This is a genomic window from Nocardia miyunensis NBRC 108239, from assembly GCF_001613065.1.
GTDB lineage: Bacteria > Actinomycetota > Actinomycetes > Mycobacteriales > Mycobacteriaceae > Nocardia > Nocardia miyunensis.
This window is the reverse complement of the sequence record NZ_BDBQ01000070.1, coordinates 53,071-68,374: the sequence shown is the minus strand read 5'-3', so window position 1 is coordinate 68,374 and position 15,304 is coordinate 53,071. Positions and strand designations below refer to the sequence as shown.

At 65.4% G+C, this 15,304-nt stretch carries 12 protein-coding genes and 1 tRNA gene; 2 read left to right on the top strand and 11 right to left on the bottom strand.

Annotated features, from left to right (window positions below):
- Positions 1-369: 369 nt before the first annotated feature.
- Together NM2_RS29480 and NM2_RS29475 are read right to left on the bottom strand one after the other, a co-directional pair.
- On the bottom strand, positions 370-900 hold the full coding sequence (locus NM2_RS29480; RefSeq protein WP_067675398.1) for a class IV adenylate cyclase: 531 nt from the start codon (positions 898-900) through the stop codon (positions 370-372).
- Between the two features lie 240 nt (positions 901-1,140).
- Positions 1,141-1,216: transfer RNA gene (locus tag NM2_RS29475), tRNA-Thr, on the bottom strand.
- 228 nt (positions 1,217-1,444) lie between these two features.
- Between NM2_RS29475 and NM2_RS29470 the strand changes: the two genes are divergently transcribed.
- Positions 1,445-2,002 carry a TetR/AcrR family transcriptional regulator gene (locus NM2_RS29470; RefSeq protein ID WP_067675395.1) on the top strand — a complete coding sequence of 186 codons (558 nt, stop codon included), beginning with the start codon at positions 1,445-1,447 and terminating at the stop codon, positions 2,000-2,002.
- A gap of 69 nt (positions 2,003-2,071) precedes the next feature.
- Here NM2_RS29470 and NM2_RS29465 read toward each other — a convergent pair whose 3' ends face one another.
- The 6 genes from NM2_RS29465 to NM2_RS29440 are packed head-to-tail and all read right to left on the bottom strand — an operon-like array spanning position 2,072 to position 9,056.
- A complete protein-coding gene (locus tag NM2_RS29465; protein WP_067675392.1) occupies positions 2,072-3,361 on the bottom strand; it encodes an MlaD family protein in 1,290 nt (429 codons plus the stop codon).
- The gene (locus NM2_RS29460; RefSeq protein ID WP_067675389.1) at positions 3,358-4,482 is read right to left on the bottom strand and encodes an MCE family protein; all 1,125 of its coding nucleotides are present in this window, start codon (positions 4,480-4,482) and stop codon (positions 3,358-3,360) included. The genes NM2_RS29465 and NM2_RS29460 overlap by 4 nt, the downstream gene beginning before the upstream one ends.
- A gap of 25 nt (positions 4,483-4,507) precedes the next feature.
- Entirely contained in the window at positions 4,508-5,623 is a 1,116-nt protein-coding gene (locus NM2_RS29455) for an MCE family protein (protein ID WP_067675386.1), read from the bottom strand.
- The gene (locus NM2_RS29450) at positions 5,620-6,672 is read right to left on the bottom strand and encodes an MCE family protein (protein WP_084531675.1); all 1,053 of its coding nucleotides are present in this window, start codon (positions 6,670-6,672) and stop codon (positions 5,620-5,622) included. Before NM2_RS29450 ends, NM2_RS29455 begins: the two co-directional genes overlap by 4 nt.
- 12 nt (positions 6,673-6,684) lie before the next feature.
- Complete coding sequence (locus tag NM2_RS29445; protein ID WP_067675380.1) at positions 6,685-7,722, bottom strand: MCE family protein; 1,038 nt, start codon at positions 7,720-7,722, stop codon at positions 6,685-6,687.
- Positions 7,719-9,056, bottom strand: a complete 1,338-nt coding sequence (locus NM2_RS29440) for an MlaD family protein (RefSeq protein WP_067675377.1) — start codon at positions 9,054-9,056, stop codon at positions 7,719-7,721. The genes NM2_RS29445 and NM2_RS29440 overlap by 4 nt, the downstream gene beginning before the upstream one ends.
- A 984-nt stretch (positions 9,057-10,040) precedes the next feature.
- On the opposite strand from NM2_RS29440, the gene NM2_RS29435 reads away from it, so the two are divergent.
- Complete coding sequence (locus tag NM2_RS29435; protein WP_067675374.1) at positions 10,041-11,339, top strand: cytochrome P450; 1,299 nt, start codon at positions 10,041-10,043, stop codon at positions 11,337-11,339.
- Positions 11,340-11,512: 173 nt separating this feature from the next.
- On the opposite strand, the gene NM2_RS29430 is transcribed toward NM2_RS29435, so the two are convergent.
- From NM2_RS29430 to NM2_RS29420, 3 genes are all read right to left on the bottom strand, one after another.
- Positions 11,513-12,724, bottom strand: a complete 1,212-nt coding sequence (locus NM2_RS29430; protein ID WP_067675372.1) for a cytochrome P450 — start codon at positions 12,722-12,724, stop codon at positions 11,513-11,515.
- 278 nt (positions 12,725-13,002) lie between these two features.
- The gene (locus tag NM2_RS51945; protein ID WP_067675369.1) at positions 13,003-13,359 is read right to left on the bottom strand and encodes an alpha/beta hydrolase fold domain-containing protein; all 357 of its coding nucleotides are present in this window, start codon (positions 13,357-13,359) and stop codon (positions 13,003-13,005) included.
- A gap of 717 nt (positions 13,360-14,076) precedes the next feature.
- Positions 14,077-15,303 carry a cytochrome P450 gene (locus NM2_RS29420; protein ID WP_067675367.1) on the bottom strand — a complete coding sequence of 409 codons (1,227 nt, stop codon included), beginning with the start codon at positions 15,301-15,303 and terminating at the stop codon, positions 14,077-14,079.
- Between the last annotated feature and the right edge of the window lies 1 nt (position 15,304).

Genomic DNA, 15,304 nt, shown 5'->3' with positions numbered 1-15,304 from the left:
CGACCGACTTCATTCGTGAACGCGATCGCCTTCGGGACAGGGCTGCGATCTGGGCAGTCGTCATCAGTACTCATCTCGCCTCGTGAAAGGAGTTGAGTGTGCCGCGCCGCAAACGTACGGATCCGATACGAACTGGATGAATGCCGAGGCTGTCGATGCGTTCCAGGCCTGCGGCTCGACGGATTCGCGAGACTGTTCGGTATACCGCCTGATCTGCGACGCACTTCCGTAAGTGGGTTCCCGGGGCGGGCAGCCGAATTCGGCACGGTACAGAGCTGCCGCGAGCAACAGACCCGTTTTCGAGAGACCGAATCCTGGACGCGGGGCTCTGCAGGTTCGGCCCCACGTGGCTGGTGGACGGAGAGTTGCTCAGAAGCGAAGCTCTCGAACGGTGTCGAGGTCGATGCCGTGGCGTGCGTAGATCTTGATCGTGTTCTCGCCGGTGAGGTCGGATTCGGCGTAGCCGAGCTGTGCGGCGACCCGGATGACGTCCTCTTTCGTGGCGGCTTCGATCTCCAGGTAGGCCGGGATCCGGGGCCAGGTGTCGATTTCGAGTTGTGCGCCGTCGAGAGTGAAGCTGACCCGCTCGGTTTCCTGGTACGACTTGGCCGTGAAGCCCATGATCCCGAGCAACTCGTTGGTGGCGGCGAAGTCGTCGACGCTCACCTCTACCTCGTGGGTGCCGTCGATGGCGTCGCTGGTGATGTGTTTGACGGCGAGTGTGGTGCCGTTCCCGTTGTCGCGCAGTCTGATCCACTTGGACCGGTCACCGGCGGCGATGTCGTAGACGTAGCGGCGCATGAACCGCCGACCGAGTTTGCGCCCTCCCTCGTCGATGATGCGGCGTTCGGTGACATCGGGGTCGATATCGAGGACCTTGGCTTCGTGCTCAATCGGCATGTGGGTTCCTATCAGGGCTGCTATCGGACCTGTCCAGCGCGCCTGGATGCATGTTGCCCCCGGCTCATGACTCAACGGTGCTACATGGCCGTGGGTGGGAACCCCGTGCTGCCGCCGACGAGCTGGAGCGCTCTGTCAGCGGGGCCGCGACCAGGAGGCAGAGCGAATCAGTCGGGGTTATCGGGACTTCTGCCGCCCGAAATCGACGGCATCCCTCGAACTGGGCCCTACCAGGGAAAATGGAGCCGCCTGGGGGAATCGAACCCCCGACCTTTTCATTACGAGTGAAGCGCTCTACCGACTGAGCTAAGGCGGCGTACCGTTCGGCTGTGCGAGTCTATCGTCTCTGCGCCCGGATCGCGAAACGGCAGGTCAGCATAGGCGAACGATAGACCGGACCGCGGCGCCAGGGCGGTTCTCGGTCAGCCCCATGCCGGAAACTTCCCGATTGGGCTGTCACGAAACATCCCTGTGCGTGAGAATTGTCCGATAATATTCCTCACGGTGAGGAGAGTCGGAGACTTTTTATCAAGGATGTGGTGCTGTGCCGTCGAGGGACTGGTTGATCGGGCGTAACCGTCAGGCCGAGGCGTCCGACCGGATCTACGCTGCGGCAGCGGAATTGATTGCCCGCGATGGGGTGGACGCGTTCACGATCGAGGCGCTGGCCAGTAAGATCCACTGCTCACCGGCGACCATTTATCGGCACGCGGGTGGCAAGGGCGCCATTCGCGAGGCGGTGATCGGCATCATCTCGGCTCGCATCGTCGATCTCGTGCGGGAGAATATCCGGACGCTCGAGGGGCCGGATCGGGTGGTCACTGCCGTTGTGGTGGCATTGCAGCGGATCCGGTCTCATCCGTTGGGGCCGATGGTGATCGGTTCGATCCGCAACGGGCGTGACGGTGAGTGGGTGACCGAGTCGGCGGTCGTGGAACATCTGGCCGAGGAGATGATCGGTGGCCCGCATGCCGATTCGGTTGCGGCGCAATGGTTGTTGCGGGTGGTCCTGGCATTGTGGTGCTGGCCGGTGAAGGATCCCGACGTGGAGTATCAGATGCTGAAGAACTTCCTCGGACCGGCCTTCGCCGGCGGAGAATGATCTGCTGGCATGAACTGGGTGTGCCCTGCGTACTTCGGTGTGGTGCGGGGTGCCGATCGCGGTTGTTGATCACCGTTGGGGCACACTGATTTTCGGAACATATGGTCCGCCGTAGGGGGTGGGGATGGTGAGTGGTCCGGTCGGGGTGGGGTCGGCTTTTTGCCGGGGGTCGGCGCCGGGAGGTGTGGTGGCGGTGTGGTCGTCGGGTGGGCGGGGTGCGTTGTCCGCGCCGCGGACCAGTACGGAAGGGTTGTGGTTGTCACAGCGGGCGTTGAGGTAGGGCTCGGGGGAATCGGGGGCGCTTCCTGCGGCTCGTGGCAGGTTGTAGTCGCAGGCATAGCGTGGGTAGATGCTGACCAGGGCCCAGATTCCGCCGTCGTGGAATCCGGTTCTGATGGCATCCAGGACCGAGCCGGTGCGTTGCTGGGGGAAGAAGAATTCCTGGAGTGCGGGCGCGTGCCCGTGCGTCATCCGGGCGGTGACGGTGAGGTTGGCCAGGATCTTCACCATGCTCGCCGAGTTGTCGGCGATGACGTTATCGATCCCAGTGAGGGTGGACGGTGCGGTGCCGACCAGGCTGCGGTAGCCACCGGTCATCGAGGCGATTCCGGCTGTCGTGCGGTTCAGGTTGGCCGCGGTCGATTCCAGTGTGGGTGCGGCGTTGCCGAGTGTGGTCAGCACGGTCTTGCTGTTGTTCAGCAGGGTGGTCGTCTGCGGCAGGACCGATCCCAGGGTGGTGAGCAGGAACATGCCGCCGTTGAGGATGCCGGCGAGTTTGTCCGGTCCGGCGGGGCCGGCGCCGATCTGGTGGACGATGGTGGCGATCTTGGCCGGGTCGATCTGATCGAGGGTGCCGCTGGCGTCGCCGAGCACGGTGGCCATCGGGATCGGGGTCGCGGTGTGCTCGGGGGCGATCACCGAGCCATTGGACAGATAGGGGCCATGCTCTGCGGTGGGCAGGAAGTCCAGGAATTGTTCCCCGGCCGCGGACAGTGAGGTGACTCGGACATCGCCGTTGGCGGGGATGTGGATATCGGAGTCGATGGTGACGATCGCGACGATCTTGTCGGGCTCGAGGTGTACCGATTGCACGCGGCCCACCGGCATTCCGCGCAGGGCGACGTCCTGGCCGGCCAGCAGGCCACCGGACTCGGCCAGTTCGACCCGGACCTGATACTGCGATCGGAGCGGGTTGATCTGCAGCGAGCCCACGACCAGGTATCCGGTGCCGAGGGCCAGGACCAGTGCCAGCCCGAGCACCGAGGTGAGCAGCCGGTGGCGGGCCAGGACGTGGACGGTGGCCACTATCGCTCGTGCGGGTGGCTCGAGCAGGGTGTGCACGAGGCCGCGGGTAGTCATCGGTGCGTCCTGATGTGGTCGTTGACGCGGTCGAGGGTGTATTCGAGGGATCCGACGAAGTTCACCCAGTCGGTGAGGTCGGGGGTCTTGGCGCCGGGGTCGGCGGGGGTGTTCGGGTCGGGTGCCGCGCCGAGGGCGAGTTTGGCGACATCGACATCGACATGGGCCGAGGAGGCGTCGGTGACTTTCACGATGATCGGCAGGATGCTGTTGAGGCCGTTGAGGTCGACGTTCGGGTTGGTCGCGGCGGTGTTCAGGCCGGCGGCGAGTTTGTTCACCGAACTGATCAGGCTGCCGTCGTTGGTGCCGTTGACCGAGGGGAAATGTGACAGCTGCTGGGAGATCCGGTTGACCTGTCCGATGAGGTCGACGATGTTCTGGGTGTTCTCGCCGATCACCTGCAGCGCGGGCCCAGCCGCGGCGACCGCGTCGCCGAGGCCGGGGCGTTGCGCGGCCAAGGTGGCGCTGAGGTTCGCGGTGGTGGCCAGCACATCGCGGATGCTGTTGCTGCGGGCGGCGAGGTTGTTCACCAGTTGTGTTGTCTGCTGGATCATGTCGGCGAGGCGGTCGCCGCGCCCGCCGACGGCTCGGCCGAGGTTGTTGGCCAGCCGAGTCAGGTTCTCGATCGCGCCGCCGCTGACGAGCAGCGAGGCCCGGGTGAGCAATTCCTCGATCGTGGCCGCGGCCGAGGTCGACGGCAACGGGATGTTCGCCCCGTCGCCGAGGTCGGGGGCGGCCGGGTTCGGGTGCGCGGGCGGGGCCAGCTGGACGAATACGTCGCCCAGCGGGGTGGCCGAGCGGAGTTCGGCGGTGCTGCCCGCCGGTATCCGCACACCGGATTCGATGCGCATCGATATCACCGCGGTGTAGTTGTCGGCCTGCATCGAGGCGACCTCACCGACATCGGCGCCGTCGAGCCGGACCTTCGCCTTGACCGGCAGATTCAGCGCGTTGTCGAAGGTGGCCGTGAGCGAGTAGCTGTCGCTGCCCACCGACGGCGCCGGTAGCGGCAGTGTGTCCAGGCTGGCCGAGCAGCCGCCGGCGGCCCATGCCGTGGTCGAGACGGTCACCGCGGCGGCCACAGCGCACAAGCGTCGGCGTGGTGGCACTCGTCGTCGCATCCTCGTCCTCTCCTCGGTGTCGCTGTTATTTCGGGGGTACTCCGGCGATCGCCGAGAGCATGTGGCCGATACCGAAATCCGGTCCCATGTCGCGGGGGGTACCGGTGGCGCAGCCGAGGTCTTTCAGGGCCAGCAGATTGCAGGCTTCCTTGAGCATCTGACCGTCCAGGAAGAATCTGTCGAGGCTGATGGTGGCGCGCAGAGCGCCGATCTTCTGATCGATGGCGTTGTAGGCGTTGTCGGCGACCAGGGGGAAGGTGTCCAGAAACTCGGCGATGTTGTCGTTGTAGTCCGCCAGCGACGTCGTGAGTGTGTTCGCATTGGTCGTGAGATGTTGCAGGTTGCCGCGGTTGCGTTGCAGCAGATCGGTCACCGCGATGATGATCTGGTTGAGCTGGGCGCCGGTACTGCCCGCGCCCAGATTCTGATCGGCGAGGATCTCGCTGAGTGTGCCTATGCCGGAACCGAATTCGCGCAGCGCTTGGTCATTGTGGGCCGCGGCGGCGGTGAGGGCGTCGAGATTCCCGGTGACGGTGGTGATGGCCTGGCGGGTCGCGGCGCCGTTGTCGGGGCCCAGTTGCAGCGCGCGGGACAACTCGCTCATCGCCTGGCGCAGGTTGTTGCCGTTACCGGCGGCGATCTGGGATCCGGTATCCAGGAGCCCGGCCACCGGTCCGGTGCCCTGGCCTGGGGCGCCCAGCGCTTTGGACAGTTTGTCCGCCATCGCCATCAGGCTGTCGAATTCCACCGGGGTGCGGGTGTGGTCGAGGCTGATGACGGACTGGTCGGGCAGGGTCGGGCCGTCGCGGTAGGCGGGCGTCAGTTCGATGTGCCGGTCGGTCAGAACCGAGGTCGACACGGTGACCGCCTGCGCGTTGCGCGGGATCTTGACCCACTTGTCGACATTCAAGGTCACGTCGGAATACGTCGCGTGGGGGTGGATGGCCACGACCTTGCCGATCCGCATGCCCAGCACCGAGACCGAGTTGCCGACGTACAGGCCGTTCGTGCTTTGGAACTGGGCGGTGATCGTGTTCGATGTGCTGGTGAGTGCGCCCACTGGTGCGCTGGAACATTCGGCGGCCAGCACGACCGCGGCGGTGACCAGGGCCAGCTTCAGTGCACGGACAACCGCTCTCATTTGCAGTCCTTGAAGTAGGGAGCCCGGTTGAGTTGTTTCGCATATGCGCTCAGCGCACACATGAACGAGTCGATGAAGGCGCCGTCGGGGCCGTTGCCGACCAGTTCCTGGCCATTGCCCAGGGCATTGGCGAACAGCCGCCACGGCACCGGCAGGATCTGCAGGATATTGCGCAGCAGGTCGTCGCGTCCGGCGAGCATCGAGGTCATCGTGGTCAGGTTGTCCAGCAACTGCTGGATCTCGGGTTGATCGCCCGCGGCGATCGGTTCGAGCTGATGCACCAGGGTGGTGGTGGCACTCAGCAGCCTCTCTATCGCGTGTTGCCGGGAGATGATCTGCTGCAGGACATTTCGCCCCTGGCCGATCATGGCACCCAATTCGCCCTGCTGGTTGCGCAGCGTCGTGGTCACCTGATCGGTGCTGGTCAGCAATGCGCCGATCTGGTTGCGGCGATCGGCGATGATCGTGGCCAGGGACCGCATGTTCGTCAGCACCTGGGGAATCGCGGCAGGGGTTCCCTGTAACTGGTCACTGAGCGCGGTCATCGTCTGCGCGATCCGGTCCGCGTCGATCGAGCCGAAGGTGGTAGTGGCGTCCTGCAAGGCGCTTTGCAGGTCATAGGGCACCTGGGTGCCGGCCAGCGGGATCCGATTGCCGGCCAGATGGCCCGCGCCCGCGGGTTGCAGCTCGACATAACGGGAGCCCAGCAGCGTGGTGAGTTTGATCGCCGCGTGGGTTCCGGTGCCCAGCGGCAGCCCGTGGCGCAGTTTCATCGTCACCACCACGTGATCGGTGGCCAGGCGAGTTCCGGTGACCGTGCCGACCTCGATACCGGCGAGGGTGACCGCGTTGCCCGCTTCGACCCCGGCGGCCTGGGCGAAGTCCGCCTGGTATTCGTCCTGTCCAGCGTGCAGCGAATGGACGAAGACGGTGACACCGGTCACGACGGCCAGCGCCGTCACCGCGACCATGCCGATACCGGCCTTGCTGTGCTCGGCAAGCGGACGCGCGCGCATCCGCCGCCAGCCCCGTGTCCATCGTGTGATCATCGTCTGGTTCCTCTACCTGCAGATCGGGGAGTATTCGGGCCGATGACTCGGTGTTGTGGCGCCGAGAATGGTGGCGATCAGCGGGTCCATGCCGGGAATGATGCTCGCGGTCACGTTGCACACGTACGCGTTGAGATACGCGCCGTTGTCGGTGATGCGGGCCAGGGATTTCATCAGCAGCGGCAGGTTGTATCCGAGGTAGGCGAACTTGCGCTGGTTGTCGATGAAGTGCTGGGCGAATCCGGGCCGGCGGTCGAGGAACTGGTTCATCGCCGGCGCGGCGCCCGCCACGGTCTGCGAGGCCCGTCCCAGTACCCCGGACAGCGATTCGACCTGCCCGAACAACGCGTCGCGGTTCTGGGCCAAGCCGTCGAAGATTCTGCGGGTCTGCTGCATGACCGTGGCCAGGTTGCCGCTCTGCTGCGCCAGCTCGGCCAGCACCGCGCTGAGGTTGGTGATGACCTGGCCGAGTATCTGATCGGGACCCGCGAATGCCTGTGTCAGCGAGGCGGTTTCGGTGATCAGGGTGGTGATCGCGCCGTTGTCGCCCTGCAACGCCCGCACCAGTGCGTTGCTGATGTTGTCGACCTGCCGCGGATCCAGCGTGCTGAACAGTGGTTCGAAACCGTTGAGCAGCTTGGAGATATCGAACGAGGGCTCGGTATGAGCCAGGGGGATCTGCCCGCCGGGCCGCACTACGCGCGGGTCGCCGAACGCACGCAGTGACAGTCCGACATACCGCTGCCCGATGAGGTTCTGGTAGGTGATCGAGGCCGCGGTATTCCCGTACACCTTTTGCCGGTGCTGGATCGCGAAAGTCACCTTCGCGTGGATCCCGTCGAGGTCGACCGTGGTGACCCGGCCCACTCGCACGCCCGCCATGCGCACGTCGTCACCGGCGTGCAGACCCGACACGTCGGTGAAAATCGCCGAATACGTGTCGGTCTGCCCGCTGACACTGCGTGCGAGCGTGACATATATCGTCCACGTCGCCGCCACGCAGGCCGCCAGGAACACGATCAGCCATGCCAAGGGTTTGCGATAACTCACCGCGGCACCTCCTTCGGTGTCGGGCCGCCCGGGGCCGCGGGGACAGGTGCGCCCGGTGCGGGGACGACAGTCGCGTCGGAGCCACGCAGCAGCGGGCCGAACAGCAGGTCCGCGGCCGGATTGGGGACACCTCCGAGAAGTGCGGCGATCTTCTGCTGTTCCTGGCTGCTGCCGACCTGGCCGACGTTCCCGCCGATCAGGCTCAGATCTTCCGACGAGGCACCCGCCTGCGGCCCGATGATCTTGGGCGCACCGGCCGGTGCGGTCGCGCAGCTGGGCCCGGCCAGCGCCCCGTACCGCGGGCAATCCGCGCGCGTGTACTGCCGGTGTGGCGTCAATTCGATGATCGCCTTGGCCGTAAGGTTCTGCGTCTTGGGATCCCAGGCACCGGCGAAGGGCCCGACCAGCCTCTGCAGCGACAGCTCCATCTGGGTGAAATGGCTACTGCCATCGGCGATTACCGCCAATGCCGGGGAAATATTCGCGGTGATACCGGTGATCTTCGTGGTGTTGTCGTCCAACGCCGTGGCCACCGTGGACGACGTGGTCAACCCACCGCTCAGCAGAGCCCTCAGCTGGTCCTTGCGCTCGGCCAGCACCTGCATCGGGCCGATCGCGTTGTGCACCGCGCCGAGCAGATCCGGTGACGACGCCCGCAGACCCGTGAGCGCCCGCGACAACGCATCGAGCGTGGAACCGGTTCCGTCAGGCGCCATCTGAGCATTGAGTGTTCGAGCGATGCGAGACAGATTCGCGCCGGCCTGTAGGGCCTCCGTTTCCTCCCCCGAGGTCGCGCGCTCGACAACCGCCAGGATTCCCAGCGCGGGATCCGATCCGGACCGCCCCGCCGCGCCCGCGATCCGGGCCAGCGCCGTCAACGAGGTCTGCAACTGCACCGTCGCCAAGCTGCGATCCTGGCCGATATGCGCCCCCGCACTCAACGGGGCGCCGGGACCGTTGTAGACCAACTGCACCGACGGCACCGCGAACGCGTTGCTGGGTACCACTCGTGCGGTCACCGTATCCGGTATCGCGGACACATACCCGGGATCCAGGTCGATCCACACCATGTTCGAGCCGCCGCCGACCGGGGCACTCACCGATCCAACGCGGCCGACCAGCACACCGCGGTACTTCACATCCGCCTTCGGCGGCAGACCATCCCCGACATCGACCAGCTCGGCGGTCACCCGCACACTGTGCTCGAACACGCCCTCGAACTTGGCCAACACTGCGGCCAAGGCGATCGCGATCACCGCCAGCACACCGACGCCCCGCAGAAACAAGCGCGCATTCGACAACATCTTGCCGTCGGATTCGAATGCGATCGACATCGATCTACCCGCTTGCGCTCGCGCCGACGACCGAGCCGCCGAGCATCAACGCACTCACCGGGTCCACGACTACCTCGCGACTCGGCCGCACACCACTTCCGGCAGCCGCTCCGACACCCGTGCGCAGTTGCTGTCGTGGACAGCCGGTCGCGAACCGGGCACGTCGGCCGACAGCCGGGACGGGGCCGGTCGAGGGTCGGCATCCCGCGGCGGTACGCAATCCGGACCGGGTCGGCGGTGACATGGGAGCCAGCGTGACCGGCCCTGATCGGACTGGTCAATCGCCCGACCGGAAGTTGAAATCTCCCCGGTGACCTAACCGGTTACCCGTCTCTCACGCCCGCCCCCCGACCTGGGGACCAATGGCTGACAAAACCTCGCGGTTCTCTCGAGACAAGGAAAAACACATTGATGGCGTCAGGTTCCCGCAGTGCGCGATGATACGAGTCGCCTGCCCATCGGCAGCAGTGAGAGGTGCCAGCCGAATGCGACCTCGGCAGCGGCGACCCTGGAGATCCGGACCGCCGTTCGTCACGCCCAGCTCGAACCCGATGTTTGTCACCGTGCGAGTGTCCGTCGGCTGATTACTCACATACAGGCTGGTCAGTGGGGGTGTGTGCGAATCGATTGCGCGGGTGTCGTGCCGGGCGCATTGCGAGTTGGCGCCAGATCGTTGACGGAGCAGGACCGTGTCATCTGAAGTGAGTGGCGTGGCGGGCTGTGATCGGCCGGGCCGGGCGACGTCGGCATCAAGGCATGCCAGCGGGCACTCACCCGGCGGTGGCCGTCTCGACGCCGACTGCACGCATTGCCGCCTCGGCCCGGTTCATGTTAGGGAGTTCCGATGTCCTACAAGGACTTTCACCCACCACGCAAGGCACTGCCAGCCCCGCACGAAGACCGCTGAGTACGCACGCGCGATCACATCGATCAACCGAATCCGCCCGGCGCGTTCGGTCACTCTCACGGAAAAGTTATTCGGCCATGACAATTGTTCACCACGCCCGAGGCGCGGCCTCGGCGATGAAACCACTGGTCTCGGCCGTGCAAATGAATCTCGCCGGTGCCGTCCGGACCCGGCGGCGTGGCGTGCGCGGGTGGACCGGCGCGATCAACACCGACTACGACCCGCTCGACCCGGCGACCGCGGCCGACCCCTTCGCCGCCTATCGAGAACTACACCAAGGCGGACGGGTCCACTACAACCCCGCCCGCGCCACCTGGATCCTGAGCCGCAACGCCGATGTCCGCTCCGCGCTACGCGATACCGAGAAGATCACCAGCACCCAGGGCGTGACACGGATACGGATGGCCGGCGACGTGGTCGTACTCACCGACGGTGACCAGCACGTGCGGCTACGCAAACAAGTCCAGCCCGGATTCACCAAAGGCGCACTGGACAACTGGAGCACCATTGCTGACAAACTCGCCACCGATTGCGTGACCGACCTGCTCGCCGAGCCCGGCTCCGACGTCGTCCAGCGACTCGCGATACCCCTGCCCCTCCGACTCATCGCGGGCATCCTCGGCGTCCCCGACACCGACATCGCCGACTTCCGACGCTGGTCCGAAGGCTGCGTACAAATCATCAACTTCTCACTCACCCCCTCGGGAATCGGCAACACCGCCCGGTCGATCCGCGCGGTCCTGGCGTTGCGCCGCTACCTGCTGAACCAACTCACAACCGGCCACCTCAAGGGCTCGGACACCGTGCTGGGACGACTACTGGAATACAACACCGAAGGTACCCTCACCGACGACGACCTGTTCCACGTCGCGATGCTCCTGCTCATCGCAGGCAACGAAACCACCACCAACCTGCTCGGCGGGATGTTCCACACCCTCGCGCAGAACCCCGACCAATACGACCTCATCCGCGCCGACCCCGATCTGATTCCGGTCGCCATCGAGGAACACCTGCGGTTCACCAGCCCACTGCAGAACCTCTACCGCTACACCCGCGCCGACTACCAGGTCGGTGATGTCACCATCCCCTCGGGTTCGCGGGTGCTGCTGTCCTTCGGCGCGGCCAACCGCGACCCCCACGCCTTCGAAGCCCCCGACGAATACCGAGCGGACCGAAACCCCCGCGCGCACATCGCGTTCGGATACGGACCACACATGTGCCTGGGAGCCCCGCTCGCCCGCATGGAAGCCCAAGCAGTGCTCCGCGAACTGGTCCAGCGCGTCTCACGCATCTCACCCGCCGGACCCACGACATGGTCCACCAACAGCTCCCTGCGCGGCCCCACCAGCCTGCCGACCCGGCTCACCCCCGCATAGCCCCGCGTGCATGGACACTCACCGACATTGCCCGGCGGCCCTACAGCAGGCATCCGCACTCTCCTGATTTCGACCGCTCCCGACGCCGAGGAACGGACTGGCAGGTCGCCTCACCGATGCACAATGCTGCCAAGGCCGACGAGACCGGCGCCGAACGTGCCGCGACAAGCCGCCTATCCGATAGTGACCCGCAGGTATTCCAGACGTCGGACCAGGATGCTCGGCAGCCACGGGCCGACCTCGGCTGCGTCGAGCCAGGTCGTGTCCTCGAGCAGCATTCCCAGCACGATCCGCGCCTCGAGACGTGCCAGAGCCGCGCCGACGCAGAAGTGGGTGCCGCGGCCGAAAGCCAGGTGGCCTCTGGTCGATCCGCGGTCGAGGCTGAATTCGTGAGGCGAGTCGAAACGCTCGGGGTCTCGGTTGGCGGCTCCCCACAGCAGCAGCAGGTGCGAACCAGCGGCGAGTTCGGTGCCGGCCAAAGTGGTGTCGTGACGCACGTGCCGGTAATGACCGCGGAAAGGCGGCTCGTACCGCAGCACTTCCTCGATGAAGCGCCCGAGCAGGGCCGGATCGTCGCGGAGTCGGCGCTGAATCTCCGGAAAGGCGGTGAGGATCCGCATCGCGCTGCCGAGAAGGGAGGCGGTGGATTCTCCTCCGGCGCTGAACAAGGTCAGCATCATCGCCAATCCGGTCAGCTGGTCCATATCGCCGGAGTTGCAGCGGGTTGCGATGTCGCCCATGAGGTTCGGCTCCGGCACGGCGCCGGCGCGGTTGAAATGCTCTGTGACATAACCGCTCAGCTCCAGGGCCGCGACCCCGGCGGCTTCGAGCCGGTCTTGTGAGGTGATCCCGTCCAGGATGCTGGCGCTGGCGCATCCCCACCGGATCAGCTGGTCGACGTCATCGGCGGGTACACCGATGAGCTCGGCGACCACCATCATGGGGAGCCGATTGGCCAGTGCGCCCATCCATTCGATCGGCTCGTCACCTTTCGCCTGTTCCCACAACCGGTGAGCGGTGTCGGCCGCAAACGATTCCAGTTCGTTGATCCGGCGTGCGGACAGGTGCGGTATCAGCACCTTGCGGTGCACGAGATGTGTCGGGTCGTCAGCGGTGGCCAGCACCTGCGCGGGCGCGTCGAGCGGCAACATATCCAGGGCGGTCACCGCGCCGTCGCGATACACCATCGCGGCCGTGAGATTGGAGGAGAATTCCTCGGTGCGCCCGACCACTTCGATCACCGCGTCCCAGCCGCAGACGGCATAGAACGCCGAATCACCGATACGATGAACTGGCCCACGGCTGCGTAACCGGTCATACAGCGGATAAGGATCCTGCGCACCCTCCACGCTGAACAAGTCGATCGCATCGTTGAGAACTACCACGCATCAAGAGTCTCGGGACATTCCCGGAAAAGTCAACAGCATCCGCAGAAAGTGAAAACCGATATTCTCGCGGGTATTCGAACGCCTCCCATTCCAATGCGTCGACCAGGCGTTATAGCCACACGGATAACCGGCCGGTACCTCATTGTGAGAATTTTGTCCTCGCAGAGCTTTCCGGGAATTGACACCGATCGAACCTTGTCGCGACCCCAACTCCTCCACCGAGACATGGTGTTTCGCACCACGCACCACGGCGACGGGTTGGGTTCAGGGCGTACTCATTGCTCACCGAGGAGACGCGTGCCATCCCCCGGGGCCACAGCAGTGCGGACTGCGGAAATAAATGCATCATGGAATTGCCGGCTGACGTCGGCGTGCTGCGCGACGATGTCGAATCCATGGAATGCGCCGTCGACGACGACCAGCCGGCTGGGAGTACCGGCGGCTCGCAGCGCATGGTGATATCGGACGTCCTGCTCGTACAGCAGGTCACGGCTGCCGACACCGAGCCAGGCCGGCGGCGGACCGTGTAAATCCTGACGGCGTCCCGGAACCGCCTGAGCCGGATCGGCTTTTCCCAGATATCGGGACCATCCGATCGTGTTGCTTCGCGGCCCCCAGACCAGGGGACCCATGTGTGCCCGTATCCGCCCACTCTCTCGAGGCAAGAAAATGAATGCCGCGGCACTCGAGGGTATCCATTCACGCCCACCAGACAAAGCAATTATCGTCTGCGCCCACAGGCTCCTACACTTCATGCCGATATTCGGACCCGCCCAACGGCGGTGTGCCCCATAGGCTGCTGGCATGAGGATCTCCCGCAATACCCCAACGCTTACGCAGCCACCACCTGAGCTCGCTGTCGCAGCTCTCCAGCCCGCATGCCCCGCCGAAACCGACCGAATCCGAGCGAGACTCACCGAACCCCACCGACACATAGCAGCGAACTCGAACACACTCCGCCCGCCCGACTCACCGCTTTGGACCAATACATCTTTGCTGGCAGAACCCATAAAAAGCAGGTCACACCGTTAACCCGGCGGTGTGGCAAAGAGAGTGAATTCAGAGCCGCGAAGCAAAGAATAAACCAGATATTTCCGAGATCTACGAGTGAAGCGCTCTACCGACTGAGCTAAGGCGGCGTACCTTTCGGCTGTGCGAGTCCATCGTCTCGGGGCGGATCGCGAAGACGGGCAGGTCAGCGTTGATAGCGGGGCCACTGGGCAACGGCGTGCGGCTAGTTCTCGGGCGGTGAGCACTTCGCCGGGGCCAGCCCGGCGGGGTAATCCATCGGCACGGAACTTCAGGGCGGGGATCCCTCGGATCCACCGCCCTGAACTTGGCGTATCGGGTTATTCGGCCGTGTCGGTCCAGGTGACCGGCAGTTCGTGCACGCCGTAGATATTCATGTCGGTTCGGAGCTGCACCTCCTCGGCGGGGATGGCCAGCGCGAGGGTGGGGAAGCGGCGCAGCAGCCCCTGGAATCCGGCGCGCATCTCGATGCGGGCCAGCTGCTGCCCGAGGCACTGGTGGACGCCGTGGCCGAAGGACAGGTGACCGCGGGCGGTGCGGTGGATGTCCAGGGTGTCGGGGTTGTCGAAGCGGTGCGGGTCGTGGTTGGCGGCCAGCGTCGAGATGACGACGGTCGATCCCTCGGCGATCGTTTCGCCGCCGAGCTCGATGTCCTCGACGGCGTAGCGGTAGAGGATGTCGACGACGGACAGATAGCGCATGAGCTCCTCGACGGCGCCTGGCATCAGATCCGGGTCGGCGCGAAGTTCGGCGGCCTGCTCGGGGTGCTCCAGGAGCGCAAAGGTGCCCAGCCCCAACATGTTCGCGGTGGTCTCGTGACCCGCGAGCAGCAGCAGGAAGGCGATGCCGGTGAGCTCCTCGATCGACAGGTCGTCCTGGCGGGCCAGATCGGACAGAATATCCTCGCGCGGGTCGGCGCGCTTGCTCACGACCAGTTCGGCGAGATAGGTGGTCAGTGCGCTGTACGCCGCCATCTTCTCCTCGATCGGCTGGTCCTTGACCAGGAACTTGGCCGAATTCGCCTGGAAGGTCTCGCGATCCGCGTAGGGAACACCGAGCAGCTCGCAGATCACCAGCGAAGGCACCGGCAGCGCGAACTCCTCGACCAGGTCGACCGGCGGAGTCAGGCTCGCCAGGTGGTCCAGCTGCCGCTCGACGACCTCGACGATGTGGTCCTCGAGCTGCTTCATGCGCCGGACGGTGAAGGCGCCGGTGAGCTTGCGCCGCAGCCGGGTGTGGTCCGGCGGATCCATGGCGATGAATACCCCCGGGATCTGCGGGGACGGTTCCCGGTCGACGGGCAGGTCGGGCAGGTCCTCCAGCGTGTGGAGAACACCGATGTCCTGGCGGGAGCTGAACCGGGTGTCGGCCATGAGCGTGCGCAGCGCCTCGTACCCGGTGACGATCCAGCCCTGGTGACCGTCGGGGAAGACGATGGGGCTGACGGGGCGGGTCTCGCGCAACCTCGTGGTGCCGCTGGGCGGGTTGAAGGGACCCGCGTCGCGGTCGGTGGCGAGGCCGCGGGGGATCGAATCTGCTTGACTCATC

Coding starts and splice junctions, on each gene's coding strand:
- NM2_RS51945 (WP_067675369.1), bottom strand. CDS start 13,359: ATGGGTCCCCTGGTCTGGGGGCCGCGAAGCAACACGATCGGATGGTCC.
- NM2_RS29460 (WP_067675389.1), bottom strand. CDS start 4,482: ATGCGACGACGAGTGCCACCACGCCGACGCTTGTGCGCTGTGGCCGCC.
- NM2_RS29420 (WP_067675367.1), bottom strand. CDS start 15,303: ATGAGTCAAGCAGATTCGATCCCCCGCGGCCTCGCCACCGACCGCGAC.
- NM2_RS29455 (WP_067675386.1), bottom strand. CDS start 5,623: ATGAGAGCGGTTGTCCGTGCACTGAAGCTGGCCCTGGTCACCGCCGCG.
- NM2_RS29435 (WP_067675374.1), top strand. CDS start 10,041: ATGACAATTGTTCACCACGCCCGAGGCGCGGCCTCGGCGATGAAACCA.
- NM2_RS29450 (WP_084531675.1), bottom strand. CDS start 6,672: ATGATCACACGATGGACACGGGGCTGGCGGCGGATGCGCGCGCGTCCG.
- NM2_RS29440 (WP_067675377.1), bottom strand. CDS start 9,056: ATGTCGATCGCATTCGAATCCGACGGCAAGATGTTGTCGAATGCGCGC.
- NM2_RS29465 (WP_067675392.1), bottom strand. CDS start 3,361: ATGACTACCCGCGGCCTCGTGCACACCCTGCTCGAGCCACCCGCACGA.
- NM2_RS29480 (WP_067675398.1), bottom strand. CDS start 900: ATGCCGATTGAGCACGAAGCCAAGGTCCTCGATATCGACCCCGATGTC.